General features: G+C 37.9%; 22 protein-coding genes and 2 pseudogenes. 11 read left to right on the forward strand and 13 right to left on the reverse strand.

Translation table 11 applies throughout. From position 1 onward, the window contains the following. Positions 1–11: 11 nt before the first annotated feature. From OO7_RS10085 to maeB, 4 genes are all read right to left on the reverse strand, one after another. Positions 12–2,069 (reverse strand): S9 family peptidase, encoded by a 2,058-nt coding sequence (locus OO7_RS10085; protein WP_043892856.1) that lies wholly within the window; start codon positions 2,067–2,069, stop codon positions 12–14. A 121-nt stretch (positions 2,070–2,190) separates the two neighbouring features. Continuing rightward, positions 2,191–2,991: an energy transducer TonB family protein gene (locus OO7_RS10090; protein ID WP_008915851.1), complete on the reverse strand. Its 801-nt coding sequence runs from the start codon at positions 2,989–2,991 to the stop codon at positions 2,191–2,193. A gap of 213 nt (positions 2,992–3,204) precedes the next feature. Next, complete coding sequence (locus OO7_RS10095; protein ID WP_008915852.1) at positions 3,205–4,077, reverse strand: ChaN family lipoprotein; 873 nt, start codon at positions 4,075–4,077, stop codon at positions 3,205–3,207. A 125-nt stretch (positions 4,078–4,202) separates the two neighbouring features. Then, complete coding sequence (gene maeB / locus OO7_RS10100) at positions 4,203–6,482, reverse strand: NADP-dependent oxaloacetate-decarboxylating malate dehydrogenase (RefSeq protein WP_008915853.1); 2,280 nt, start codon at positions 6,480–6,482, stop codon at positions 4,203–4,205. A 650-nt stretch (positions 6,483–7,132) separates the two neighbouring features. On the opposite strand from maeB, the gene OO7_RS10105 reads away from it, so the two are divergent. The 4 genes from OO7_RS10105 to OO7_RS10120 all read left to right on the forward strand — a co-directional run bounded on the left by OO7_RS10105 (position 7,133) and on the right by OO7_RS10120 (position 10,205). Further along, positions 7,133–7,765, forward strand: coding sequence for a LuxR C-terminal-related transcriptional regulator (locus tag OO7_RS10105; protein ID WP_008915854.1), 633 nt, complete (start codon positions 7,133–7,135; stop codon positions 7,763–7,765). Positions 7,766–8,017: 252 nt separating this feature from the next. Continuing rightward, the gene (locus tag OO7_RS10110; RefSeq protein ID WP_008915855.1) at positions 8,018–8,386 is read left to right on the forward strand and encodes an ArsC family reductase; all 369 of its coding nucleotides are present in this window, start codon (positions 8,018–8,020) and stop codon (positions 8,384–8,386) included. Between the two features lie 20 nt (positions 8,387–8,406). Continuing rightward, a complete protein-coding gene (gene dapE, locus OO7_RS10115) occupies positions 8,407–9,540 on the forward strand; it encodes a succinyl-diaminopimelate desuccinylase (protein ID WP_008915856.1) in 1,134 nt (377 codons plus the stop codon). Continuing rightward, positions 9,537–10,205: a M15 family metallopeptidase gene (locus OO7_RS10120; protein ID WP_008915857.1), complete on the forward strand. Its 669-nt coding sequence runs from the start codon at positions 9,537–9,539 to the stop codon at positions 10,203–10,205. Before dapE ends, OO7_RS10120 begins: the two co-directional genes overlap by 4 nt. 41 nt (positions 10,206–10,246) lie before the next feature. Here the strand turns inward: OO7_RS10120 and OO7_RS10125 are convergent, their stop codons facing one another. Then, the gene (locus OO7_RS10125; protein WP_043892857.1) at positions 10,247–10,630 is read right to left on the reverse strand and encodes a DUF454 family protein; all 384 of its coding nucleotides are present in this window, start codon (positions 10,628–10,630) and stop codon (positions 10,247–10,249) included. 214 nt (positions 10,631–10,844) lie between these two features. Between OO7_RS10125 and OO7_RS10130 the strand changes: the two genes are divergently transcribed. Next, the gene (locus OO7_RS10130) at positions 10,845–11,033 is read left to right on the forward strand and encodes a YpfN family protein (RefSeq protein ID WP_008915859.1); all 189 of its coding nucleotides are present in this window, start codon (positions 10,845–10,847) and stop codon (positions 11,031–11,033) included. On the opposite strand, the gene OO7_RS10135 is transcribed toward OO7_RS10130, so the two are convergent. From OO7_RS10135 to ypfJ, 3 genes are all read right to left on the reverse strand, one after another. Further along, a complete protein-coding gene (locus OO7_RS10135) occupies positions 11,017–13,050 on the reverse strand; it encodes a tRNA(Met) cytidine acetyltransferase TmcA (protein WP_008915860.1) in 2,034 nt (677 codons plus the stop codon). The genes OO7_RS10130 and OO7_RS10135 overlap by 17 nt on opposite strands. Beyond that, positions 13,037–13,489, reverse strand: a complete 453-nt coding sequence (locus OO7_RS10140; RefSeq protein ID WP_008915861.1) for a DUF441 domain-containing protein — start codon at positions 13,487–13,489, stop codon at positions 13,037–13,039. Before OO7_RS10140 ends, OO7_RS10135 begins: the two co-directional genes overlap by 14 nt. 146 nt (positions 13,490–13,635) lie before the next feature. Next, complete coding sequence (gene ypfJ, locus OO7_RS10145) at positions 13,636–14,517, reverse strand: KPN_02809 family neutral zinc metallopeptidase (protein ID WP_008915862.1); 882 nt, start codon at positions 14,515–14,517, stop codon at positions 13,636–13,638. 472 nt (positions 14,518–14,989) lie between these two features. Here ypfJ and OO7_RS10150 point away from each other — a divergent pair, with 472 nt between their 5' ends. Further along, complete coding sequence (locus OO7_RS10150) at positions 14,990–15,628, forward strand: epoxyqueuosine reductase QueH (protein WP_043892696.1); 639 nt, start codon at positions 14,990–14,992, stop codon at positions 15,626–15,628. A 200-nt stretch (positions 15,629–15,828) separates the two neighbouring features. Here the strand turns inward: OO7_RS10150 and purC are convergent, their stop codons facing one another. Next, complete coding sequence (purC, locus tag OO7_RS10155) at positions 15,829–16,542, reverse strand: phosphoribosylaminoimidazolesuccinocarboxamide synthase (RefSeq protein WP_008915864.1); 714 nt, start codon at positions 16,540–16,542, stop codon at positions 15,829–15,831. 558 nt (positions 16,543–17,100) lie between these two features. Here purC and OO7_RS10160 point away from each other — a divergent pair. Beyond that, positions 17,101–18,378, forward strand: coding sequence for an aldehyde dehydrogenase family protein (locus OO7_RS10160; protein ID WP_008915865.1), 1,278 nt, complete (start codon positions 17,101–17,103; stop codon positions 18,376–18,378). A gap of 197 nt (positions 18,379–18,575) precedes the next feature. On the opposite strand, the gene bamC is transcribed toward OO7_RS10160, so the two are convergent. Both bamC and dapA read right to left on the reverse strand, forming a co-directional pair. After that, positions 18,576–19,625: an outer membrane protein assembly factor BamC gene (bamC, locus tag OO7_RS10165; protein WP_008915866.1), complete on the reverse strand. Its 1,050-nt coding sequence runs from the start codon at positions 19,623–19,625 to the stop codon at positions 18,576–18,578. A gap of 16 nt (positions 19,626–19,641) precedes the next feature. Beyond that, a complete protein-coding gene (gene dapA, locus OO7_RS10170; RefSeq protein ID WP_008915867.1) occupies positions 19,642–20,550 on the reverse strand; it encodes a 4-hydroxy-tetrahydrodipicolinate synthase in 909 nt (302 codons plus the stop codon). Between the two features lie 283 nt (positions 20,551–20,833). Between dapA and OO7_RS10180 the strand changes: the two genes are divergently transcribed. Both OO7_RS10180 and bcp read left to right on the forward strand, forming a co-directional pair. Continuing rightward, on the forward strand, positions 20,834–21,397 hold the full coding sequence (locus tag OO7_RS10180) for a glycine cleavage system transcriptional repressor (protein WP_008915869.1): 564 nt from the start codon (positions 20,834–20,836) through the stop codon (positions 21,395–21,397). Positions 21,398–21,411: 14 nt separating this feature from the next. Further along, entirely contained in the window at positions 21,412–21,882 is a 471-nt protein-coding gene (gene bcp / locus OO7_RS10185; RefSeq protein WP_008915870.1) for a thioredoxin-dependent thiol peroxidase, read from the forward strand. Positions 21,883–21,982: 100 nt separating this feature from the next. Here bcp and OO7_RS10190 read toward each other — a convergent pair whose 3' ends face one another. After that, the gene (locus OO7_RS10190) at positions 21,983–22,513 is read right to left on the reverse strand and encodes an O-acetyl-ADP-ribose deacetylase (RefSeq protein WP_008915871.1); all 531 of its coding nucleotides are present in this window, start codon (positions 22,511–22,513) and stop codon (positions 21,983–21,985) included. Positions 22,514–22,524: 11 nt separating this feature from the next. Further along, positions 22,525–23,597: pseudogene (locus OO7_RS10195) on the reverse strand (AI-2E family transporter). 140 nt (positions 23,598–23,737) lie between these two features. On the opposite strand from OO7_RS10195, the pseudogene bepA reads away from it, so the two are divergent. Both bepA and arsC read left to right on the forward strand, forming a co-directional pair. Continuing rightward, positions 23,738–25,200 (forward strand): annotated as a pseudogene (gene bepA, locus OO7_RS10200) (beta-barrel assembly-enhancing protease). 12 nt (positions 25,201–25,212) lie between these two features. Next, positions 25,213–25,575 (forward strand): arsenate reductase (glutaredoxin), encoded by a 363-nt coding sequence (gene arsC / locus OO7_RS10205; protein ID WP_083928980.1) that lies wholly within the window; start codon positions 25,213–25,215, stop codon positions 25,573–25,575. Positions 25,576–25,580: the final 5 nt, after the last annotated feature.

Below are 25,580 nucleotides of genomic sequence, written 5' to 3' on the forward strand. Positions count from 1 at the left end.
CCGGCTTATAATTATTTTTTAAATTTAGGGAAGTATTTTGCTTTATCTTCAAGCATCAAAATAAAACTATAGTCAAATGCAATATCATCTAAAGCATTATAACGTCCTGATTTACCACCATGACCCGCATTCATATTTGTTTTTAATAACAATAATGAATCACCTTGTTTGATATCACGAAGTTTAGCAACCCATTTAGCTGGCTCCCAATATTGCACTTGAGAATCATGCAATCCTGTTGTTACTAACATATGCGGATATTGTTGTTTTTTAATATTGTCATAAGGGCTATAGGCTTTAATTCTCCAATAGGCTTCTTCCTCTTCAGGATTCCCCCATTCATCATATTCCCCCGTCGTTAAAGGAATAGAAGGATCAAGCATTGTGGTGACAACATCAACAAATGGAACAGAAGCAACAACACCTTCATATAATTCAGGTGCAATATTAACAACAGTTCCCATTAATAACCCACCAGCACTTCCACCCATGGCGTAAATATGACCTGACTGACCATAGCCTTGTTGAATCAATGCTTTTGTAACATCGACAAAGTCTGTAAATGAGTTCATCTTATTAATGGTCTTGCCTTGTAAATACCATTTTTTACCTAATTCACCGCCGCCTCTAATATGCGCAATAGCATAAACAAATCCGCGATCTAATAAGGAAAGACGCGATGAACTAAAAGAAGGATCAATGCTATAACCATAAGCACCGTAACCATAAACTAATAAAGGATTAGTTCCTTCTTTAAATAAATCTTTACGGTAAACTAATGAAACAGGGACTTTTACACCATCTTGAGCGGTGATCCACAAACGCTGACTTTGATATTTAGATTTATCAAAATCTTTAACTTCTTGCTGTTTTAATAACTGTGTTTCTTGAGTTCCCATATCAATTTCATAAATTGAAGATGGTGTTGTCATTGATGAATAACCATAACGCAATTTATTTGTGTTTGATTCAGGATTATTATCAATCCATGCCATATAAGCAGGATCATCAAATTTCACATAGTTTTCTTCTTTGGTTTCCCAATTAATTTGGCGGATATTCACTAAGCCATTTTGACGTTCTTCTAATACCAACCATTTATTAAATAGATCGAAACCTTCTAAATCAACATCATCGCGAGGTGCAATTAATGTGTCCCAATTTTCGCCAACTTGCGCAGTAACATATAAACCAAATAATGGGTTTTCATGATTCGAACGAATATAAAATTTTCCTGCAAAATGATCAGGATAATATTCAACACCTGTTTTACGTTTTTGCAAAATTGTTACTGGGTTATTCGGTACATTTGCATCAATAAGCTGATATTCAGAAGTTTCAGTACTGGTCACCCCTATTAAAATAAAATCTTTAGAAGATGATTTGCTGATACTGACATAATAAGTATCATCATTTTCTTCAAATATTAAAGAATCTTCTTTCTGAGATGAACCATATTGATGACGAAAGACTTGATAAGGTAATAAGGTTTGCAAGTCTTTATTAACATAAAATAGTGTTTGACTATCATTTGCCCAAACAATATTTCCTGACGTATTAGTCAGTGTTGCATTTTGCCATTCATCACTGAAAAGAGAACGGAAAGAGACAGAATAGTTATTTCGCCCTTCTCTATCTTCTGCAATCGCCACAATATTATTATCAGGTGATACAGTAAGCGCACCTAAACGATAATATTCACTTCCTTCCGCCCTTTGATTGCCATCAACAAGCACTTGCCATTCACCATTGCTATTAATAGCACGGCGTTCATAAATTGGGTAATTTTTACCGGACACCACACGGCTACGATAAGTATAACCATTATAATTATAGGGAACAGATTCATCGTCGTGCTTCATGCGCGATAGCAACTCATCATAAATTTGATCTTTTAATGAGTGGCCTAATGCTAATTGTTGATCACTATAGGCATTTTCTTTTGTTAAATAATCAATAACCTCTGGAGATTCCCGTTTATCATCTCTCAACCAAAAATAATCATCCACACGAACATCGCCATGTGTCGTCATGGTATAAGGTTGTTTTTTCGCCTTTGGTGCTGACATGTTTTCTCCCGCAAAACTCAAATTGGTTTGAAATCCCAAAAATGCAACCAAACAAAAATTAAGGACTCGCTTAGGTGCTAGCAAAGAGTTTAAATCTATTTTCATTTGTTATCCTGATGAATTAATTATTCTCTATCGAAAAATCTATTGGCATTTGTACAATCACCTTTCCATTACGAATTATTTCAGCTGGAGGTATTGGTAGTGGTTGCGCTCGTGATAATACTTTTTCTGCTTCTCTATCAAGAGAGCGAGTGCCTGATACCTTCACCAAAGTGCTATTAATCACATAGCCTTGTGCATCGACCTCAAATTTGATAACTGGGCTACCTGTTCTACCGCGTCTTCTCGCATCGTCAGGATAACGTTTAAATTTATTTAATTTTCCGATAACCAAAGCTTCCCACTGTTTCTTGGCATCTAATTCAGCTTGTGAATCACTATTAAATTGTGCGGCAACCTTACTGGTTTTTTTCAATGCAGCCGCATTACTCGTCACAGGTGCAGCACTTGCCCTAGAATCATCACTTTCAACCTCTTCAACTAATTTCTGCTTATTAATGATTTTCTTTTTCTCTGGAACGGGTTTCTCTTGTCTTTTTTCAGTTTTAGCGATCAGCACTTCCGCTTTTTCATTTATATCTACTTTAGGTAGATCAGATGTATCTGGCATAGCTTCTTGCGCTTTACTGGCAACAGATAGTTCTTGAACTTTACCAATGTTCACTTCTGTGATTTGTTCAGCTTCTGCTTCCAAAGAAAATTCCATCACTACAGAGGGTGGTGATGTTACGGTTTCCCATTGATTTTGTTGTTTATTGTGTAAAAAAAACCAAATGACTAAAACATGCAATGTAATAGCAATAATAACGGCACTAATCATTTTGTTATTTAGATTGTGCTCAAATGTAAGCGTGTTCATTTTTAACTTATTTGCCGTGTTCACCCTCGAAAGCAAGAATGATAATCAATTAGTTATTCAAATGAAAATTATTTCATTCAATATTTGATTAATTATCACAATTCACTAGCAAATAAAGAACATTTGATTAATACGCAAACGATATGATTCAAGTTGCTTTCAGCTAAACAGCGAAATTAGGTGAAGCAACTTGTTATTTATTGGAAAGGGTTGTTACTCGTGAGTTGGTGTGTACCAAACATAATCGGCATGTACACCATCAATAACATTCGCTTTTTCACTAATGATTAATACAGAGAAGTCACTTTCTGGCGCTAAATCTTGCATATGCAAAGGAATGCCAATCACTTTTGTTGCATGATAACCGCCCACATATAATAGTGCCGGAGTTGGAGCTTCTAACAGTGATTTAGCCATTCTGCGATCACGCATTTGTTGGATCACTGTCATTTTTTCTATTTGTTCTGCTGTTATTTGCCCGCCATGTGAACTTTCAATTGTTTTGCTAATTAATTCCTGTACAACAGGCTGAGTCGAATGAGTGCCAACTAAGACCGGGGGATGCGCATAAGCCTCTTTAATTTCTTCAGAATTTAAGTTAGCTGAAAGCAATGGATAAGGCGCTTTCAATAATGATTTAACCAATTCACCATATTGTTCCCATGGCCAACCTTGTTGCCATTTAAGCGCGGATTGTAATTTTTCATCACGAATATAAGGGTCATTTTGCATCTGAGCCTTAACTTCATTCACTTTATGCTGTTGATCGGGTTTGATCATCTCTAATAACACTGAACCTTGCGGCCTTTTCTCTGCCATTTCTTGGGCGAGCCACTGTTCTATTTGGTGATGATATAGATTGTCATGCTTTTCCCCAACTATCACACGGGGAGATTGCGACAATTTTTCAACCAATTGGCTTGGTGTAAGAGATTCACCCGTTTGTAGATCAATAATTTGCCCTGTCCCAGTCAGCTTATTATCGAGTTCCAAAGGAGGCTGTTTTACTTGTTGAGCGCAACCCGCAACAAAAAATAAAGCCATGGCGATGATAGAAGATTTAACCTTCAAGGTGGCTGATATCATTATCTTTTCCATAATTGAATATAGTGCTCTTCAAAATACAGATAATGATAATTATTTTCAATTAAAAAAGCCTCCAAACTTTAAATTTAGAGGCCTTATATCAAATCATTAAATATATTTTAAATTTACAATGGATGTGTCTGTGCTTCCACTGCTGCTAAAGCAACCATATTCACGATACGGCGAACAGAGGCAATTGCAGTTAAAATATGGACAGGTTTTGACACGCCCATTAGCACTGGCCCTACTGTTACACCATCTGAACTGGTAACCCTTAGCAAGTTGTAGCTAATTCGAGCCGCTTCCATATTTGGCATAATTAACAAGTTAGCTGCACCTTTCAACGGGCTATCTGGCATTACGTCTTTGCGAATAGACTCCACAAGCGCCGCATCAGCATGCATTTCACCATCAATTTCAAGATGTGGTGCTCTCTCTTGAATCAAAGCAAGAGCATCACGCATTTTTTGCGCGGAGTGGCATCCGGACGACCCGAAACTTGAACGAGATAGCAAAGCAACTTTAGGTTCAATACCAAAACGACGTACTGTATCTGCGGCCATTAAAGTAATTTCTGCTAATTCTTCTGGTGTAGGATCTTCGTTTACATAAGTATCAGCAATAAAAGTATTACCTGTTGGCAGTAAAAGCGCGTTCATTGCACCAGCTGCATGTACACCATCACGGAAACCAAATAGATTTTTTATAAAATCGTAATGTTCACTGTAACTGCCAATTGTCCCGCAAATCATGCCATCCGCTTCACCACGTAAAACCATGATGCCGCCAATTAATGTTGGATTACCAATAACATCACGTCGTGCCATTTCTTGTGACACACCACGGCGCTTCATAATTTGATAATACTCTTGCCAATATTCTTTAAAACGAGGATCGTTTTCGTTGTTCACAACTTCGAAATCTTTACCCTGCTCAAGATGCAATCCTAGTTTTTGGATACGCATTTCAATAACATTTGGGCGACCAATCAGAATTGGGAAAGCGAGACCAAGAGAAACTATTTCTTGTGTTGCATGTAGTACGCGCTCTTCTTCACCTTCTGCCAATACAATTCGTTTTTTCTCTTTTTTAGCTTGAGAGAAAATAGGTTTCATGAATAAGTTTGTTTTATAAACAAATTGATTCAATTTTTCGATATAGGCATCAAAATCAGTAATTGGGCGTGTTGCAACCCCTGAATCCATTGCTGCTTTTGCTACTGCTGGGGCAATTTTGACAATCAGTCTTGGGTCAAAAGGCTTCGGAATAATATATTCAGGACCAAAGAATAAATCCTGATCGCCATAGGCTGAAGCAACTTCTTCACTTTGCTCTGCTAGAGCCAAATCAGCAATTGCATAAACGCAAGCCAATTTCATCTCTTCGTTAATCGTTGTTGCGCCAACATCTAATGCGCCGCGGAAAATGAATGGGAAACACAATACATTATTCACTTGGTTAGGATAATCAGAGCGACCTGTACAAATGATTGCATCAGGACGAACTTCTTTCGCCAACGGCGGTAGAATTTCCGGATCAGGGTTTGCCAATGCAAGAATGAGTGGGTCTTTCGCCATGGTTTTCACCATGTCTTGGGTTAATACACCCGCACTTGAACAACCTAGGAAAATATCTGCATTCGGAATAGCATCGGCGAGTGTTCTTGAGCCATTATCTTCAATTGCATAGGCTTGTTTCGTTTCATCCATTTTGTCATCGCGACCTTTATAGATGACACCTTTAGAATCACATACCGTGATATTTTCACGTTTTAGACCTAACGCAACTAATAGATTCATACAAGCAATAGATGCGGCACCCGCACCAGAAACAACTAAGCGAACATCACTAATATCTTTATTAACAATACGTAAGCCATTGATCACTGCTGCCGTACAAATAATTGCTGTACCATGTTGGTCATCATGAAATACAGGAATATTCATTTTCTCGCGCAGTTTTTTCTCAATATAGAAACACTCTGGTGCTTTAATATCTTCTAAGTTAATACCACCAAAAGTGGGTTCTAAAGAGGCAATTATCTCAATAAGTTTATCAGGATCCGTTTCATCAACTTCGATATCAAAGACATCAATGCCAGAGAATTTTTTAAATAGCACCCCTTTCCCTTCCATGACAGGTTTCCCGGCTAAGGCACCAATATTCCCTAAACCTAAAACAGCAGTTCCGTTTGAAATGACACCAACTAAATTTCCTTTGGCTGTGTAACGGTATGCTTTAAGTGGGTCTGCGGCAATTTCTAAGCAGGGAACCGCAACACCAGGGGAATAAGCAAGCGCTAAATCGCGTTGTGTGGTTAGTGGCTTAGTTGGTGTTACTGTTATTTTTCCTGGATGAGGAAACTCATGAAAATCAAGAGCACTTTGTTTTAATTTATCATCCATCATCAAGTCCTTTCAAAAAGTAGGTAGGGTAAACGTTGTCGTTGGGGCTGTGCATCTTCCATACTTGCAGTGCAGCCATGATAATATTTTCACCTGGAAACAAGATAAATGTTAGCGCATATCTAACATAATGTTGGCTAAAAATGACTCAGCAAGTCAATCTAAAGATTACAGGTTTCTTGTCACTTTAAACAAAAATCTTCCCAAACTCCAACAACTCTCTAGTATAAACATATCAAACAATCAAATCATGATCACCCCTACAAATTCTAGAAAATTCTATCAGTTACAGGATATTTATTGTGACTCATTGACTGTAAAACCAGCATGATAATGCAGAATGTGTTCAACGGGATACGCGTCTTATATTTAAATAACTTTCTGCAATAATGATCAAGATAAGAATTAATACATTAAAATAATGTGTATTAATATAATTGACTTTGATAATTTTAATTGTGGCTAATTCAGTTTATTGTGTCTTGCTGTTTATCTATCTTATGACTTTATAATAAGTGTTAATTAAAGTAAGTCATTATAAATATTCTTAATTTATAATAATATTTACCTAGACTGTATTATTTTTTATTGATAAGTAAATTCGTATGTAGTGAGTTAATGAAATCTTCTGACATATAAAGGAACCCATTATGTCTATGCATTCCGTCATGATTATTGATGAGCAACCCATTTATCGCTATGGTCTACGTCAACTCATCACTCAAGATGCGCATTTTGAAGTCACAGCGGAAAGTTGTCATTGCTCAGAAGCATTACATATCGCGAATGAATTACAGCCCAATTTAATCGTGATAGATACCCACATTCGCGGAATCAAAACCTTTGAAACAATCAGGTCACTTCGTAAACGCTGCTCGCAATCATACTTACTTGTCCTCTCATTATCGGCAATAATCACAGATATTTATGGTGCGATGGATGCTGGGGCGCACGGCTATCTATTAAAAAGCAGTGATCTTGATATGTTGATGAACAGTGTCAAAAAAGCCTCTGAAGGACACCATGTTTTCAGTGAAAAAGTTTATCAATGTCTACTTAATCGACATAAAAACCAAGATCCTTTATCCTCTTTAACGCGTCGTGAACAGGAAATATTACATAAAATGTCAATGGGGTTAAAAAATAAGGAAATCTCTAAATTACTTTTCATATCAGAAGAAACCGTCAAAGTTCATATTCGAAATTTACTTAAAAAATTAAATGTTCGTTCACGTTTACAGGCAAGCTTAATTTATATGGAAGCAAAAAACTTATCTAATTGAATAATGATTTAAATAATCACAATATCACTTTAAATAGTTTTTAAATATTTATAATTATTATTTATAACTAAATTAATTATGTAATCAATCAAGAGTGAATATTATACAGAATTCAGACATCAATATAATATTGAAACATATACATACAGTTTAAGTTAATTTATCAAAAAACAAATACAACAAGGTATGGATCATGACCGATTTTTCACGCATTATGTATAGCTAACTCTATAGTCAGCAAAGGAAATCTTCATGTCGAATACATCTCCTTCTTATATCATGTATGGTATTAAAAACTGTGACACCATCAAAAAAGCACGTCGTTACTTAGAAGATAATGGAATTGACTACAAATTCCATGATTACCGTGTAGATGGAATTGATGATGCACTATTATCTCAATTTATTGAAAAGCTTGGGTGGGAAGTTCTCGTCAATAAAAGAGGTACAACATGGAGAAAATTGAGCGACAGTGAAAAAAATGCCGTTGTTGATGCAGCGAGTGCAACAAAAATATTATTAGCTGAACCCGCAATGATCAAACGCCCTATCCTTGTTTCATCTGATGGCTGCTATCTGGTTGGTTTTTCTATTGATGAATACAATCAATTCACAAAATAAATAATAAGCAGGAATATTAAATGAATTGTCCGGTCATACAACTTGCTCAAGAATTGATTTCGCGCCCATCAATTAGCCCTGATGACCAAGGATGTCAGGCATTACTGACTGAGCGTTTAGAAAAACTAGGTTTTACTGTTGAACAAATGCCTTTTGGTGACACGCTCAATTTTTGGGCATATCATGGTGCTAAAGATGGCGAAACCTTAGCCTTTGCGGGGCATACCGATGTTGTTCCGGCTGGCGATCCAGCAAAATGGCAAACTCCCCCTTTTACACCCACTATCATTAATCAACATCTCTATGGTCGTGGTGCTGCTGACATGAAAGGCTCAGTCGCGGCAATGGTTGTTGCAGCAGAACGTTTTGTCGAAAAACATCCCGACCATCAGGGCAGACTCGCCTTTCTGATCACATCGGATGAAGAGGCTGATGCGACTCACGGAACCGTGAAAGTTGTTGAAACATTAATGAAGCGCAATGAGCGTTTAGATTACTGTTTAGTCGGTGAACCATCCAGTCAAGCACAATTAGGGGATATTGTTAAAAATGGCCGAAGAGGTTCACTCACTGCGAATTTAACTATTTTAGGCACACAAGGTCATGTTGCCTATCCGCATCTAGCCGATAACCCAGTCCATCGAGCAACTGCATTTTTACAAGAACTCACCAATATTCAGTGGGATCAAGGCAATAAATTTTTCCCTGCAACAAGCATGCAAATTGCCAATATTCATGCAGGTACAGGTGCCAGTAATGTCATCCCCGGTGAATTATTTATTCAATTTAATTTCCGATTCAGTACTGAAGTAACGGATACATTGATCCGTGAACAAGTTGAAACCTTACTTGAACGCCACAACCTTAAATACCAATTAAAATGGGCTCTTTCTGGACAACCTTTTCTCACGCCAAAAGGAAAATTGGTCGATGCGACTATTCAAGCCATTAAAGAAAAAACAACTCTAACAACTGAATTATCGACCAGTGGCGGAACTTCAGATGGGCGTTTTATTGCTCAAATGGGGGCACAAGTTATTGAATTAGGTCCGCTAAATGCCACGATCCATAAAGTTGATGAATGCGTTAAGGTGGATGATCTCCAACAACTTGCCTTAATTTATGAACGAGTCATGGAGTTACTGTTGTTATGATTTCAATTGAAATGCTGACTGGCCGCTCAACCGACCATCTTGTTACATTAGGTGGAAATCATCGGCTACAATTTAATGCCACCAAAGCATTTTTAGCAATGCAACAAGCTGCTGCTCGAGCGGGCTTTAAATTGCAGTCAGCAAGCGCTTTTCGAGATTTTTCACGCCAGCAATTAATTTGGAATGAAAAATTAGCTGGGAAACGCCCTGTTCTCGATAAAAATAGCCAGCCATTAGAGATAAATAAACTCAATGAAGGTCAACTTTGTGAGGCTATTTTGCATTGGTCAGCATTACCAGGGGCAAGTCGCCATCATTGGGGAACAGAAATTGATATTTATGACCCACTACGACTTCCTGAAGGGAAATCATTGCAATTAGAACCTTGGGAATATGAAGATGGCGGTTACTTTTCTGAGCTGAATCATTGGCTAAGTGATAACATGGCCACTTATGATTTTTACCGCCCATTTACAGCAAAAGATGCGGGTGTCGCTTATGAGCCTTGGCATATCAGCTATTGGCCACTTTCTCATGAAGCAGAGCAACAACTCACTCCAGAAGTGATTAAATCAGTTTTAGAACAAGAAGACATCTTAGGTAAAAATTGGCTATTAGATAATTTAGATTATGTTTTTAATCATTATATTCAATTACCTAGATAATCTATAATGCGCCTTTATTGGCGCGTTATTCCACTTATTTTTTACTTAGTTTTGCTTTCTATTGGTTTATCAACGACAGGCAAACGAGACATAAAAATCAACAACCAACACAATAAAATAAATAGACCTATTTTTAGCCACAAATAATTCACTACCCAAATAGATATTGAAAATGTCAGTAATATCACAATGATTGCTTTAGGTTTTGCACCTTTAGGCAGCCCTTTGTAAGTTTGCCAGTGGCGAATATAGGGCCCAAACCAAGACTGATAAAGTAACCAATGATGAAAACGAGGTGATGAACGCGAAAAACACCATGCCGCCAATAATAAAAATGGCGTTGTTGGTAAAACGGGCAAGACCACACCTAAAAAGGCCAATATGACGGCTAACCAGCCAACAATGATTAAAAATCCCTTTTTTATGCCCACAATTGGCCTCTTTACCGACTCAAAAAATGATTTAATGTTTTAACATTCATACTCAGAATTTCAATATTTATTTGTTATGGTTCATGCTAACCGCTACCTAATTACCTCTTCATATTGGTCATCGCAATACATTCATAGCATCTATTACATGCAACTTAACTGGATTGGCGTATAATTCCCGTATATTAGCAAATATAAAAGGTCAAATATGCATTGGTTAGCGGATTATTGGTGGGTGATTTTGCTGGTTTTAGTCGGTATTATCTGGAACTCCATCAAAGATATGATGAAAGTGGATCATAAAAAGTATTTAGAGAATAAACCTGAGCTGCCACCTCATCAAGATAATAACCATCTTTGGGATGACGAAGATGATTGGCCTAAGGATAAGAAATAGTAATTTTTTGAGCGATTTGCTCAACTAACTCCGGAAAATCACACTCAACAATTTCGCGAATTTCCGCTCTTGCACATTTCAGCCACTGCTTTTGGCCTGTCAGCCCCATTTTCTGGCAAAGATCTTCAATAGAAACTTGTTGTTGAAAATGGAGGCGAAGTAACATTAATCCGTTTTCTTCTTGCATTAATAATCTTTGTATAGCCGCGCCGCTTGCCGCAAGAGTGCGGCTATATAAACCAAACCCAATCAACTCAAACCAATCTTCAGCGCTTAAATCTTGCAGATTATTCGTTTTCAAATTAAAAATGTTAATATCATTACGCCAAAAGAGATCACGAGCTAACAATAATTTCGCGCGTTCGCACAAACTCTCTGCTTTTGCTGATAAAGGCATCAAGGCCATCGCAGTATAACAACCGCTGCTAGCTTCTAAATGTTCGCCAATGCGCACTAATTGAAACCCCATTTTTAACCAAAAATTTAATAATTCAGGCGTGAGGCCAAAACTGACAGACAAATAATCTAAGTTCGCCAATTTAGCGCTGGCTTTTTGTGCTTCTATCAGCTGTTTGCCAATTTTTTGTCGTCGAGATTTTTCACTTACGGCAATGCGCATTACTCGTTGTGATTTCATCAAAGCTGCACACGGAAAATAATGATGAGCAGCAAGTGATTGAGCGACAAGATTTCCTCTTGGTCGGCGTAAACCCGCCCAAATTTGCCAGCATAAATCCGACTCAAGTCCACCTTCTTCGACCATCCACAGAGCACCAATAAACTGTCCACATGATTTAGCTGCCATAAATGATTGGCCTTTTGCATCTAACAATCGGCGCAAATCTAGCGGTGATGTTCTATAGTGAGCACTCGTCAACAAACCATAAAAAGCTTGCAGAACCTTAGCATCATTTGCCAGCTGTTGCTGCGTAACTGGCGTGATTTGCCATTGAGTTTGCTGATTATCATGGTTTTCAAAGTCTTTGAGTAATAATGCTTGATCTAACCAATTTTCAAGAGGATCGTTTTTAGCCCAGCGAATAGGCTCTGATAATTCAATTTTAGTAAAATCAGCCAATTGATGACAAAATTTACTGAGGAAACCGCGCCCTGTGCCTTCATAGCCATCCACTGTGGTAGTCATTAACACTCGCGGGAAATAAGCAATAATTTGTCGTAATAGATAAGTTGGAATTGCGGCAGCTTCATCAATAATGAGCCAATCCGCCGTTATTGCTGCTCCACTTGCACATAAACGTAAAAGTTCATCAGGAGAGCGAAAATCCAGTGGTTTCCCGGCTTGCTGTTCAATCATAACCGTTGAAACTTTTGCAGGTGCACAGCACCAACATTCACCTTCCCATTGCTGGAGTAGCATTCCCGCCAGCGTCGACTTTCCTCGGCCCCTTTGCGCAATAATGCCCCAAACCCCTTGTTTTGCTGATAATAATTGATTCAATGCTTGCTGCTGAGCGGGTGTAGCTAGCCCTAAAGGTGGCTGCCAAGCTTGTTGTTCAGGTAACAAAGTCCATTCTGGCAGATTACCTTGCTCCCACATTAAAATATTACTGTCAGATTGAAATGACTTTTGTAAGTGATGAACAAAATTTGGTGTTGGGATCATCCCATGCTGTTCATTCCAGCGCAGACTGTCCTTATCGGGGGTTATTGGCCAACTCTTTTGCGGTGGCGTACACAGTACCAGCAAGCTCCCGGCTTTTAATGTGCCTGCCAATCTCGCCAATGCTTCACTGTGGAAACCTTCAGTTGCATCAAAAATAGCATGAAAAAACTCTCTGCCAAGTAACAGATGCGTTTTACTTTCAATAATAGCGCCTGTAATGCGGGATGAAATTGTGATCCAATCACCCTGAATTTGCTGTTTTATACAGACAAGTTGCTGATCAATCCATGGTGTTTCACCCGATAAAACCAACAAACGCCGAAACCCCAAATAACTCAGTTGATCACAAATCGTTGATAATGGAATCGCCATACCTTGGTTAAGATTTACCAATAAGTAATGATAATATCCCTGCTGCAATTAATGGCCCAACCGGCACACCGCGGAAAAGAGCAACACCAATGACAGTTCCCACCAGAAGCCCTGCAACAGTTGAAGGTTGATTAGACATTAATGCCACCCCCCGACTTCCCAGCCAAGAAACAGTAATCCCAATCACAATGGCAAGAATAGATTTCCAATTTAGAAATGAACTTAAAACATCATGCGATGAAATTTTTCCGCTGGCTATTGGTGCCATAACACCAATCGTTAATATGAGGATGCCCACTGTTAGCCCATATTTTTCTACCCACGGGAAATAGTTATTTAAGGGAGTAATTCGTACAACCAATAGAAATAACATAGCTAACGTAACTGTCATATTATGGCTAATGATGCCAAGACCCGCTAAAACTAATAAGATAATCAAGGTAGGATCGACGTTACTCATAAATATTCCTGTAAAACTAGCTGAATAACCAACATAATCAGCTAGACGTAAATTTAGAGGCTAATGTTATTGGCTTACTCAACAAGAAGCAAACACAAATACTATCAATTGGTTAACAGATTTTCAGTTGTTATAAAAATAATTGACTAACTTTTAAAGGTATTACAACTGTTGATATCACCTGTATCAAAGCCTTTTTTAAACCAAAAATAGCGCTGCTCTGATGTACCATGTGTAAAGCTATCTGGAACAACTCGCCCTTGGCTTTGTTGTTGTAATCTATCATCGCCAATAGCTTGCGCGGCATTCAACGCAGATTGCAGGTCACCATTCTCCAAAATGCCTTCTTTATCCATGTAGTGTCCCCAAACACCTGCAAAGCAGTCAGCTTGCAACTCTAACTTCACTGAAAGTTTATTCGCTTCTTTTTGATTTGATGTACGCTGTAACTTTCTTACTTGTTGCTCAATACCTAATAAGTGTTGGACATGATGTCCAATTTCGTGAGCAACAACATAACCTTGTGCAAACTCACCACCTGCCCCTAGTTTTGTTTTCATATCATTATAAAATGACAGGTCGATATAGACCTTATTATCACCAGGGCAATAAAATGGTCCCATAAATGATTGACCTTGACCGCACGCGGTCGTCGTGCCATTCCGATAAATAACTAAAGTCGGTTTTTGGTAAACTTTTCCCATCTGTTTAAACTCGTTTTGCCACACATCTTCGGTAGATGCCAACATAACGGAAGTAAAATCAGCAAGTTGTTGTTCTTGAGGCGTTATTTGTCGTTTTTGTTGTTGTTGCTGCTGGCTCGTTGTTCCAAGCGGTTCACCTGTAATTAATCCAGATAAATCAACACCATAATACCCGGCAACAACAATAACAATGAGGATCACAATCCCACTTTTACCGCGAAGTGGTAGACGCATTCCTCCACCCGCTGGGCGAAAACCACCGGATGAATTATTCGACCTTCTATCTTCAATATTGTCGCTACGACGACGATTTTGCCAACGCATTGTTACCTCTGTATCACCAAGCAATTAATTTGATTATCATTTAAAATGCAAACCACAAAAGATTATCAGTTATTTTTATTCAATTGCACCTTTGCAGCCAACTTTATCACGATATTATTTATCACTATATTAAATGATACCTAAATTTCATTCCCCCGCCTTATCATTATTTAAACAACATAGAGAAAAATATTTGGTATGCTTAGAAAGCATAATTAAGATAAGGTTAATGCTAAAAAAGTATTTTTTCGTAGCTTAAATATAACGTTATACAACAATTTATATCTTCATGATAAATTAACCACCGAATCATTCATGACGTGAATTTAATCTCAATGAGAAATTCTATTGATCAATATCCTATCTACAAATATTCATCATTTTTACGTTAATGAAAATATTAACCTACCATTTCCAAATTGTTTATTTATAATTAACATAAGAAAATTGACGGTCAGAGTATCAATAAATTATGTTAAGAGAACAACTTACACTACCAGATAATGCGGATAAATTACTTCTTCACTCTTGTTGCGCCCCTTGTTCTGGCGAGGTAATGGAAGCGCTGCAAGCTTCTGGCATTAATTATACAATATTCTTTTATAATCCTAACATTCATCCAAAAAGAGAATATTTAATTCGCAAAGAAGAAAATATTCGTTTTGCGCAAAAGCATAATATCCCATTTGTTGATGCAGATTACGATACCGATAATTGGTTTGAACGCGCTAAAGGGATGGAGCAAGAACCCGAGCGTGGCGTACGCTGTACCATGTGTTTTGATATGCGCTTTGAAAGAACAGCATTATATGCCGCTGAAAATGGATTTTCCGTTATCTCTAGCTCGCTCGGTATTTCAAGATGGAAAAATATGCAGCAAATCAATGATTGTGGCGCTCGTGCTGTTGCACCTTACCCAAACATGGTTTATTGGGATTATAACTGGCGTAAAAAAGGCGGTTCAGCTCGAATGATTGAAATCAGCAAACGGGAACAATTCTACCAACAAGAATATTGCGGCTGTATTTATTCATTAAGAGATACCAATAAGCACCGTAAATCTCAAGGGCGGGATTTAATTAAAATTGGTGTTCAATACTATACGCCTTAATAATATGCCCTAACGTATTGTTTACCGATATATTTTAACTATATATACAAATATACAACCATAGCCGTATCGGTGATGGGCTGTAGTGTAAATACGGCCCTTTTAATAAAATTATAGGTGTAAAACATAAAGTGGGATAAGCCTTAGCATTATCCCACTTTAGTTATTTATTAATACAATCTGATTCTTAATTGGCGCAATTAATCCAATTCTACACCAATACGGCGAGCAACTTCCTCATAGGCTTCAATTAAGCCACCTAAACTTTGACGAAAACGGTCTTTATCCATTTTATTCAATGTTTCTTTGTCCCATAAACGGCTTCCATCTGGTGAAAATTCATCACCAAGCACAACTTTGCCGTTAAACAGCCCAAACTCCAGTTTAAAATCAACCAGAATTAAACCTGCATCATCAAAGATTTTAGAAAGCACTTCATTTGCTTTGTAGCTCAGACGTTTCATTTCTGCCAAATTCTCTTTGCTGACCCAACCAAATGTCTCGCAATAAGATTCATTGACCATTGGATCATGTTTGGCATCATCTTTTAAAAATAGGTCAAATAATGGTGGATTTAAAATAATCCCTTCTTCTACGCCTAAGCGTTTAACCAATGAACCTGCTGCACGGTTACGGATCACACACTCAACGGGCACCATATCTAATTTTTTAACCAATGCTTCAGTATCAGATAAAAGTGCTTCCATTTGCGTTGGGATACCCGCTTCTTCCAACTTGCTCATAATAAAATGGTTAAACTTATTGTTTACCATCCCTTTACGGTCGAACTGTTCAATGCGCTCACCATCGAGTGCTGATGTATTATTACGGAACTCCAGAATTAAACGGTTTGGGTCCTCTGTGGTATAGACTGTTTTTGCCTTTCCACGATACAACTCAGCTTTCTTTTGCATCTTACACACTCCAGAGATGTGATTATTCAATTAGGATATCAATCTGCAATCGTAATTACAGATTCAGATAAGTAACAGAAGAACGGCTAAAAGCGACATTCATTGTTACTTTTCTGCTCTGTTTCAGTAAGTTAGCTTATTATATAAGCTAATCAGCTAACTCGCTGATATTCAATATATTATCAATCCTTACTCATCATGATAATAAAATTCGCCCCCTTACGCAAACGATTACTTAAAGATAAACACAGTTTTTTCATCCTTCTGCAAGTTGTCTGAGATAAAGATAAAAAACAGTCGGATTACTGACTTTTATAAAAATCATGTCTTCCTTCCTTAGACAAGAACCTACATATTGATAAAAATGATTATCTCAATTGATTGAATACTATTTATGTTTAAGCAATATTTAACTTCACCGCAATATCAACAGAATTTAAAGCCTCTCAATAAAATTCACTGTGCTATATTTTCTCTATCATGGATCAACACCGCTCTTGTGAAATCATGTTTTAAAATCAAGATGGCTTAACTTATAAAATAAAGAAGGAATATTTGATGAGCACAATTGAAGAAGTCGTATTCCAACAAAAAAAGTTTGCTGATGCTGGAATAGCTAAAGATATTTCTTTTAGAAAAAAACAGCTAAAAAAACTTAAAATGGTGCTTCAAGAAAATGAAAATCTTCTCTGTGATGCTATTTATGAAGATGTCAAAAAATCTAAATTTGAAACTTATGTTACTGAGTTAGCTCTGATTTATCATGATATTGATTCTTATATCAAACACTTGGATAAATGGGCAAAACCTTTAAAAGTTAAAACAAATATTGCCAACCTTCCCGGTAAAAGTTTTATTATTTCCGAGCCATATGGAACCACTCTTATTATTGGTGCTTGGAATTATCCATACCAATTAACACTTGCCCCACTTATTGCAGCCCTTGCTGCGGGCAATACTGCAATTATTAAACCAAGTGAACTGCCTGTTCAAACTTCATCTGCATTAACAAAAATCATTAATGATAATTTTGAACCCGGCTATTTGCACGTTATTGAAGGTGGTGTTGAAGTAACTCAGCAATTACTCTCCTATCCTTATGGGAAAATCTGTTTTACAGGAAGCACAACTGTTGGAAAAATCGTGGCAAAAGCAGCAGCTGAACACTTAACTCCCGTACTTTTGGAGCTAGGCGGCAAAAGCCCATGTTTTGTTTTTGAAGATGCTGATTTAAAAATAGCAGCTAAAAGAATTGCTTGGGGTAAATATCTCAATGCAGGACAAACGTGTATTGCTCCTGATTATCTTCTAGTTCATTCAAGTGTTTATGATGAATTTCTTAATGAATTAAAACAGCAAGTTCCCAAAATAGTTGGAAAAAATCCGTTAGAAAGTGATAGTTATACTCGGATTATCAATGAAAAAAATGTGCAACGCCTTAAGAAATTGATGTGTCAGGAAAAACTTTTTTTAGGTGGTAATATTATTGAATCTGAAAATTACATTGAGCCAACTATCTTAAAATATGTTGATTGGCAAGATAGTTGTATGCAAGAAGAGATATTTGGCCCCATTCTTCCCGTCTTAAAATTTAACGATCTTAATGATGTCATCTTAAAAATAAAAGAAAGACCCAAGCCTCTTGCATTGTATGTATTTTCCAAGAGTAAAGCGGTTCAATCCAAACTTCTCCATGAAATTTCATTTGGTGGAGGCTGTATTAATGACACGATTATAATAGTAATATGCCATTTGGTGGCGTTGGAGATAGCGGGATGGGTCATTATCATGGTGAATATGGATTTAAAGCATTTAGCCATCAAAAATCTGTCCTAGAAAAACCTTATTGGCTTAAATCAAATTTAAAATATGCACCACATAGCAAATTGAAATTAAAAATACTCCGGATGATATTTAGCTAAACTTTCTTAACCCATTCAATTGAAGTCCTTACTAACGAATTTTTCTAAAAAACATAAAAAAACCGCAGCTCATTCATCTGAGCCGCGGTTATCTGATTTACAGTTTTAAAATTACTTACTGCTTACTTTACTGAAAGCTGCTTTCAATGCAGCAACCATTTCGTCATTTTGTTTTTGAGTTAATGGTGTGCCTTTCGTATTAATAAACTGCAAACTACTGCGGTTATTCAAATCACCAACTTGAATTTTGTAGTCGGCTTCTGGCACGGAAGGATCATCTATACCTAATGCTTGCCATTCAGAGCTACTTAGACCTTTGTATGTCACCATAACTGAACCCGTTGAACGACTGCGATCACCAACTTTCATTCCAACTGTTTCTAATGTATGCGGTAAACGTTCCCAAACGGCATCAAATGGTGCACGCACAATCACAACTGGTAAACCAACAGAATCACTGCCTGATTGTACATCAATAATACCATAAGCACTTTGGATACTATTTTTGTTCGAAGTATCACGCAATGCATATAAATTGTCAGTTAATTCATTTAATAACAGTTTGTTATAGCGTTGGATTTCAGCTTGGTCAGTTACTGTTTCCGTACCTTGACGCATGCCTAAATTCGTTACTGTCAGTGCAATCATGCCATTCATTGGCTGTACGGTAACTTTGTGGCGGCTTTCTAATTGAACATCTTCATCGGCACGTTCCCATTGTACCCAATCTGTTTCAATTGAATGCGATCCATCATCTTTTGACGAGACCGGAATATTACGTTGTTCCAAAATCATCACAACTTGCGACCATAAAGCACTATTTTCAGGTGTATTTTCAAGCAACAAACGGCTTGCTTCAGCGCTATCTTCAGTACGTGAACCTGATAATTGCGAAATCGTCAAAACAGGAGGACGAATATCAAGTGCTTTACCTACTGGGCCTGATGAGGTGACTTTAGGGATATCATACTCGCCATTTTGCAATGGTAATGTCATTCCCTGAGGTACATTCAACACTTTCAATGGCGTGGCATCGAGATACTCCTCGTTACCACTAACCTGACGTTTATAGCGCTGATCGCTGGAGCAGGCTGCCAGTAACACAACAAGTGACAGGCCAGCAACCTTCATAACCTTCGATTTTTGCAATAATGTTGCCATTAAAATTCCCTAAATTTTACAGTAATCCAGCGAGTCTTAGGGCTTGTTCCACTTTTTCTTGACCTGATGTGGTAAGTGGCGTCATTGGTAAACGTAACGTACCATCAGAGATCAGACCAAGGCGGTGACAGCCCCATTTCGCTGGAATTGGATTCGGCTCGACAAACAACTGATGATGCAGACCCATCAGGGTTTTGTTTAATTCTCGAGCCTCAGTATATTTGCCCGCAAGCGCTAAGTCACACATTTTTACCATTTGTGCAGCCGCAACGTTAGATGTCACTGAAATCACACCTTGCCCACCCAACTGCATAAAGTCGAGCGCGGTTGCATCATCGCCTGTGAGCAGAACAAAATTGTCATCAACCAGTTCTTTGATTTGATTTACCCTTGCTAAGTTCCCTGTCGCTTCTTTAATTGCAACAATATTAGCCAATTTAGCTAAACGTCCCACTGTTTCTGGTAATAAATCACATCCAGTACGTGATGGTACATTATAGAGAATTTGAGGCAAGCAAGTACTTTCTGAAATCGCTTTAAAATGCTGATATAACCCTTCCTGCGAAGGTTTATTATAATAAGGTGTTACCGTCAAGCAAGCAACAACCCCTGAATTTTCAAACTCTTTTGTAAGAGAAATAGCTTCTGCTGTTGCATTTGCGCCAGTACCAGCAATGATTGGAATACGTCCATCGGCGAGTTCAAGCGTTGTATGCACAACATCAACATGCTCTTTATGGCTGAGTGTTGCTGACTCACCCGTTGTCCCAACAGAAACAATCGCGGAGGTACCATTTTCTACATGGTAATCCACCAATCTTTTCAAACTTTGTTTATCCAAATCGCCATTTGAATTCATTGGTGTAATCACGGCAACAATGCTGCCAGTGAGGAATGCTTTATAATTAATGTTAGTTTGTGACATACCTGTACCTCCCGAAATAATTTAGTCTCCATGTTACGTTGTCATTTCCAATAAGAAAACCTCTCAAACACACGTTTTTAATGAATTTTGTTAATACCGCAAAGATTAAATTAAACAGAAGTAATAATTCTCTATTATTCTTCGCAAGAGTGAATCTCACTACTTGGCAGCGTGTCATTTTTATGGTTTCCTTACCACAGTTACCCAAACCATTTTTTGGTTGGATTATTGAGCTTAATCAGCATAATTTAATTGAAAATAGATAATAAATAAGGAATGGACTTTGCCTAAAACAGAACAGCAATTTCTTGTAATTACTGCGCTGGGAACAGATCGCACGGGAATTGTGAATACCATCACACGCCTAGTGAGCGAGTGTGGCTGTAATATTGAAGACAGCCGTCTAGCAATGTTTGGCAAAGAATTTACCTTCATCATGATGCTCTCTGGTAGTTGGAATGCTATTGCTCAAATTGAAGCGACCTTACCTTTGAAAGGCGCAGAACTTGAGTTACTTATTGTGATGAAGCGAACTCAAAGTGTACAAACGACTGATTATCCATTAACAGTGACTGTCAATGTAATAGTGGATGACGCGCCGCGTATTGTTGAGCAATTTACCAACCTATTTACGACTCAACAGTGCAATATTGCAGAACTTGTATCAAAAACACAGCCAGCGAATACACGTAATGGCACACCCGCTCAACTTGAAATTCAAATTACGGCGCATCATCCTCTCGATGATAATGGCATAATTATAAAGAATAAATTTCAACAACTATGTACAATGCTTAACGCCAAAGGCAACATAAGCATTGTTAATAATCCTAAAATGCAGAGTTAATGGAGATATATGTAATGAACCCATTGAAAGCCGGTGATAAGGCGCCTCAACTCAGCCTTCCTGACCAAGATGGTGAAATCATCAATCTTTCAGATTATCAGGGTCAACGCGTATTAGTCTATTTTTATCCAAAAGCGATGACCCCAGGATGTACCGTTCAGGCTTGTGGCCTGCGCGATGAAATGGATACGCTTAAGCAAAAAGGTGTTGAAGTTTTAGGCATCAGCACAGATAAACCCGAAAAATTGGCTCGATTCGCTGAAAAAGAGTTATTGAACTTCACTTTACTTTCAGATGAAGACCACCAGATTTGTGAACAATTTGGTATTTGGGGAGAAAAACAGTTCATGGGTAAAACTTATGACGGGATCCACCGTGTGAGTTTTCTTATTGATGCACAAGGAAATATCGAACATGTGTTTGATAATTTCAAAACCAGTAACCACCATGAAATCGTTCTCGAATATTTAAACTCTCACGCTTAAATATCCTGATAAGAGGGCTATTTCATAACGCCCTCTTATTTTATCACTCAAGACATTCATTTCGAATTGAATGCCAACCTAAAGTACATTTTGAAAATAATCAACATGACTTATTTTCAAGCAATTGATTATATAAACAGTAGTTTTCATCATCAAAACACACAAAAATGACTTTTTTAGGAAATTCATTTTCCGCAAGATATTGAGTAACTGTTTGATAAGCGATTTGCGCAGCCAGTTGTTTTGGAAAATGATAAATACCCGTACTAATATTAGGGAAAGCAACCACATTTAATTTATACTGGTTGGCTAATTTTAAACTGGATAAATACGCTTTTTCTAATATTTGGGCTTCATTCTGCGAACCATTTTGCCAAACTGGCCCTACCGTGTGAATAACATATTTTGCGGGTAATTTTCCCGCAGTAGTGATGACAGCATCTCCAGGCTTGCAACCGCCTTGTCTTGCTCTAATTTGACGACATTCATCAAGAATATCCCCTCCACCTGCGCGGTGGATAGCGCCATCAACACCACCTCCACCTAAAAGAGAACTGTTTGCGGCATTCACAATGGCATCAGCATTAATCTTTGTAATATCACCCTGCTGTAGCTCAATTCTTGCTTGCATAACCACTTCCTTTATTCAGATGTCGATTTATTCTCTACTGTATCATCCGGCCATACATTAATAACAGCCTTGATCAAAGTGGCAAGAGGAATGGCGAAAAAGACTCCCCAAAAACCCCATAAACCACCAAAAATAACCACTGACAAGATAATAACTAAAGGATGAAGATTGACTGCTTCAGAAAAAAGTAGCGGAACAAACAAGTTACTATCTAACCCTTGAATAATCAGATAGACAATAATTAATGACCAAAAATCACTGCCAATTCCCCACTGGAATAGCGCGACTAAAACCACAGGTATTGTCACAGCTACAGCCCCGATATAAGGGATCAATACAGAAACCCCGACTAAAACAGACAACAATACTGAATAACGCAAATCAAAATAGGCAAAACCTGCATATGTGCATACACCAACAATAACCATTTCAGTGGCTTTACCGCGTAAGTAGTTAGTGATTTGTTGATTCATTTCCAACCAAACTTTTCCAACTAACAAGCGGTTTCTCGGCAATATTTTTTGTACACTATTAATAATTTTGTGTTTATCCTTTAATAAAAAAACACCATCAGTGGCACTAAAACGAGATAAATTGCTAAAGTAAACATGCCAATGAGTGAAGCAACCGACATTTTCACCGCGGTTTCCGCCATAGAAGATAAGCGCCCTCTCAAATTATCCGCCATCATATCAATGATCCCAGCATCAACTAAGGCAGGATAACGGTCAGGCAATGTTTGCGCGAATTCATTAAAACGATTGACCATGCTAGGAAGATCAGTAACCAAATTTAACCCTTGCTGCCATGCAGTTGGTGCAATAATTAAAATAACCATGGCACTTATTCCGGCGAATAAGGTCAAAATGATACTAACCGCTACAACGCGGGAGCATCCAACACGCTGAAGAATATGTGTTGGCCATTCAAGCAAATATGCTAATACAATGGCCACCAATAACGGAGCAAGTATATTGCTGAAGAAAAAGATGATACAGAAGCCAACAATAAGCAATGTAAACAGCGCGACAGCTTGCGGATCAGCAAAACGGCGCCGATACCATTGTAATAACATTTCCAGCATTCATTGACTCCTTGGAAATTAAGACTTTTTAATGACGATTCCTGAATTAGCGAAAATTATACCGATTAACAAACTTTACGGTAGCTTTTACTCACAAGAATTGCCCTCATATTAATCGTTGTAAGGAATGCAATTGTTTTATGAATAAAAAACTGAAAAATCCACTCATTAGCTTATTAATTGCGGCCTGTGTTAGTGGTATCTCTGTGCCTACATATAGTGCTGTAGAAGATTCGCTACCGGATATAGGAACAACGGCTGGCGGAACATTAAGCATCAACCAAGAGATTATCATCGGTGATGCAATTACTCGCCAAATTAGAGCAAGTACCCCATTAATTTATGATCCGTTACTAAATCAATATATTAATAAATTAGGTATGCGGTTAGTTAAAAATGCAGATTCTGTTAAAACGCCGTTTAAATTTTACTTAGTCAATAACCCAAATATTAATGCTTACGCTTATTTTGGTGGAAATGTTGTTCTTCACTCTGCCCTTTTCCGCTATAGCCAAAATGAGAGCCAATTAGCTTCTGTCATGGCGCATGAAATTTCTCACGTCACACAACGTCACTTAGCAAGAATGATGGAAGATCAAAAATCTACGACACCACTTGCTATTGCCGGTGTAGTAGGTTCTCTATTATTAGTTATGGCTAACCCGCAAGCAGGGTTTGCTGCATTAACGGGAACAATGGCGGGTGTTCAGCAAGGTATGATTACCTTTACTCAATCTAATGAGCAAGAAGCTGATCGCATTGGCTTACAGACACTTAGACGTTCAGGTTTTGATCCGCATGCAATGGCAGACTTCATGCAGACAATGTCAGATCAAACCCGTTATATGTCAAAACCGCCAGAAATCTTGCTGACTCACCCATTACCTGATAGCCGTTTGGCTGATGCGCGTAACCGCTCAAATCAATACCCGAAAGTTAGGGTTCCCTCATCTGAAGATTTCATGCTGGCGCGTGTTCGTATCTTATCCATGTATACATCAGGCCAAGAAAAAGCGTTAGAGCAAATCCTTGAGAACTACAGCAAAGGCACACCAGAAGAGCGCATTGCGGCAGAATATGGTCGGGCATTGCAACTGTCGCAAAATAAAAATATGCGGAAGCGACTAAAATCGTCAATGGATTACTTGAAAAACAGCCTGATAATCCATGGTTTATTGATAGCATGACGGATTTAGATATTGAACAAAATCGTTCTGGAAAAGCAGTAACTCGCCTACAAAATGCACTCAAAAAATCGCCTAACAATCCTGTGTTACAGGTTAACCTCGCCAATGCGTTAATCCAAGATAAACAATATAAAGCGGCGAGTTCATTATTGTACAAATACACCTTTAATAACCCAGCCGATCCGATTGGTTGGGATCTACTTGCAGAATCTTCCGCTAAACAAGGCAATCGAAATGAAGAGTTAGCCGCTTATGCTGAAGGCATGGCATTACGCGGTAATTATGATACTGCCGTTAATTATTTAACCGATGCAAGTCGTAAAAGCCGTTTAGGGAGTTTTGAACAACTACGCTATGATGCGCGTATTGATGAATTAAGACAGCTACAATTACGCGATAGCAAAAATAAGTTATAAGGAAACAGCAACATGACTCACTCTGTCACTATTTACCATAACCCGCGTTGATCTAAAAGTCGTGAAACGCTGGCATTACTGGAATCGAAAGGTGTTCATCCAACTATTATTGAATATTTAAAAACACCACCAAGCATCGCAGAGATTAAACATTTATTAACCCTACTTGGATTTACTGATGCACGACAATTGATGAGAACGAAAGAAGATATCTATAAAGAATTAAATCTTAATGATAAAGCGTTAACACAAGATCAATTGATTAAAGCGATGCACGATAATCCAAAATTAATTGAACGACCTATTGTTATTCATGGCGAAAAAGCGAAATTGGGTCGCCCACCAGAGCAAGTGGTTGAAATATTGTCATTATGAGAAAT

This window comes from Providencia sneebia DSM 19967 (assembly GCF_000314895.2).
Classification (GTDB): domain Bacteria; phylum Pseudomonadota; class Gammaproteobacteria; order Enterobacterales; family Enterobacteriaceae; genus Providencia; species Providencia sneebia.

What these genes read in the sequence shown, in the direction of transcription:
- OO7_RS10085 (WP_043892856.1), bottom strand. Translation starts at nt 2,069, where the DNA reads ATGTCAGCACCAAAGGCGAAAAAACAACCTTATACCATGACGACACAT.
- OO7_RS10090 (WP_008915851.1), bottom strand. Translation starts at nt 2,991, where the DNA reads ATGAACACGCTTACATTTGAGCACAATCTAAATAACAAAATGATTAGT.
- OO7_RS10095 (WP_008915852.1), bottom strand. Translation starts at nt 4,077, where the DNA reads ATGATATCAGCCACCTTGAAGGTTAAATCTTCTATCATCGCCATGGCT.
- maeB (WP_008915853.1), bottom strand. Translation starts at nt 6,482, where the DNA reads ATGGATGATAAATTAAAACAAAGTGCTCTTGATTTTCATGAGTTTCCT.
- OO7_RS10105 (WP_008915854.1), top strand. Translation starts at nt 7,133, where the DNA reads ATGTCTATGCATTCCGTCATGATTATTGATGAGCAACCCATTTATCGC.
- OO7_RS10110 (WP_008915855.1), top strand. Translation starts at nt 8,018, where the DNA reads ATGTCGAATACATCTCCTTCTTATATCATGTATGGTATTAAAAACTGT.
- dapE (WP_008915856.1), top strand. Translation starts at nt 8,407, where the DNA reads ATGAATTGTCCGGTCATACAACTTGCTCAAGAATTGATTTCGCGCCCA.
- OO7_RS10120 (WP_008915857.1), top strand. Translation starts at nt 9,537, where the DNA reads ATGATTTCAATTGAAATGCTGACTGGCCGCTCAACCGACCATCTTGTT.
- OO7_RS10130 (WP_008915859.1), top strand. Translation starts at nt 10,845, where the DNA reads ATGCATTGGTTAGCGGATTATTGGTGGGTGATTTTGCTGGTTTTAGTC.
- OO7_RS10140 (WP_008915861.1), bottom strand. Translation starts at nt 13,489, where the DNA reads ATGAGTAACGTCGATCCTACCTTGATTATCTTATTAGTTTTAGCGGGT.
- ypfJ (WP_008915862.1), bottom strand. Translation starts at nt 14,517, where the DNA reads ATGCGTTGGCAAAATCGTCGTCGTAGCGACAATATTGAAGATAGAAGG.
- OO7_RS10150 (WP_043892696.1), top strand. Translation starts at nt 14,990, where the DNA reads ATGTTAAGAGAACAACTTACACTACCAGATAATGCGGATAAATTACTT.
- purC (WP_008915864.1), bottom strand. Translation starts at nt 16,542, where the DNA reads ATGCAAAAGAAAGCTGAGTTGTATCGTGGAAAGGCAAAAACAGTCTAT.
- OO7_RS10160 (WP_008915865.1), top strand. Translation starts at nt 17,101, where the DNA reads ATGAGCACAATTGAAGAAGTCGTATTCCAACAAAAAAAGTTTGCTGAT.
- bamC (WP_008915866.1), bottom strand. Translation starts at nt 19,625, where the DNA reads ATGGCAACATTATTGCAAAAATCGAAGGTTATGAAGGTTGCTGGCCTG.
- dapA (WP_008915867.1), bottom strand. Translation starts at nt 20,550, where the DNA reads ATGTCACAAACTAACATTAATTATAAAGCATTCCTCACTGGCAGCATT.
- bcp (WP_008915870.1), top strand. Translation starts at nt 21,412, where the DNA reads ATGAACCCATTGAAAGCCGGTGATAAGGCGCCTCAACTCAGCCTTCCT.
- OO7_RS10190 (WP_008915871.1), bottom strand. Translation starts at nt 22,513, where the DNA reads ATGCAAGCAAGAATTGAGCTACAGCAGGGTGATATTACAAAGATTAAT.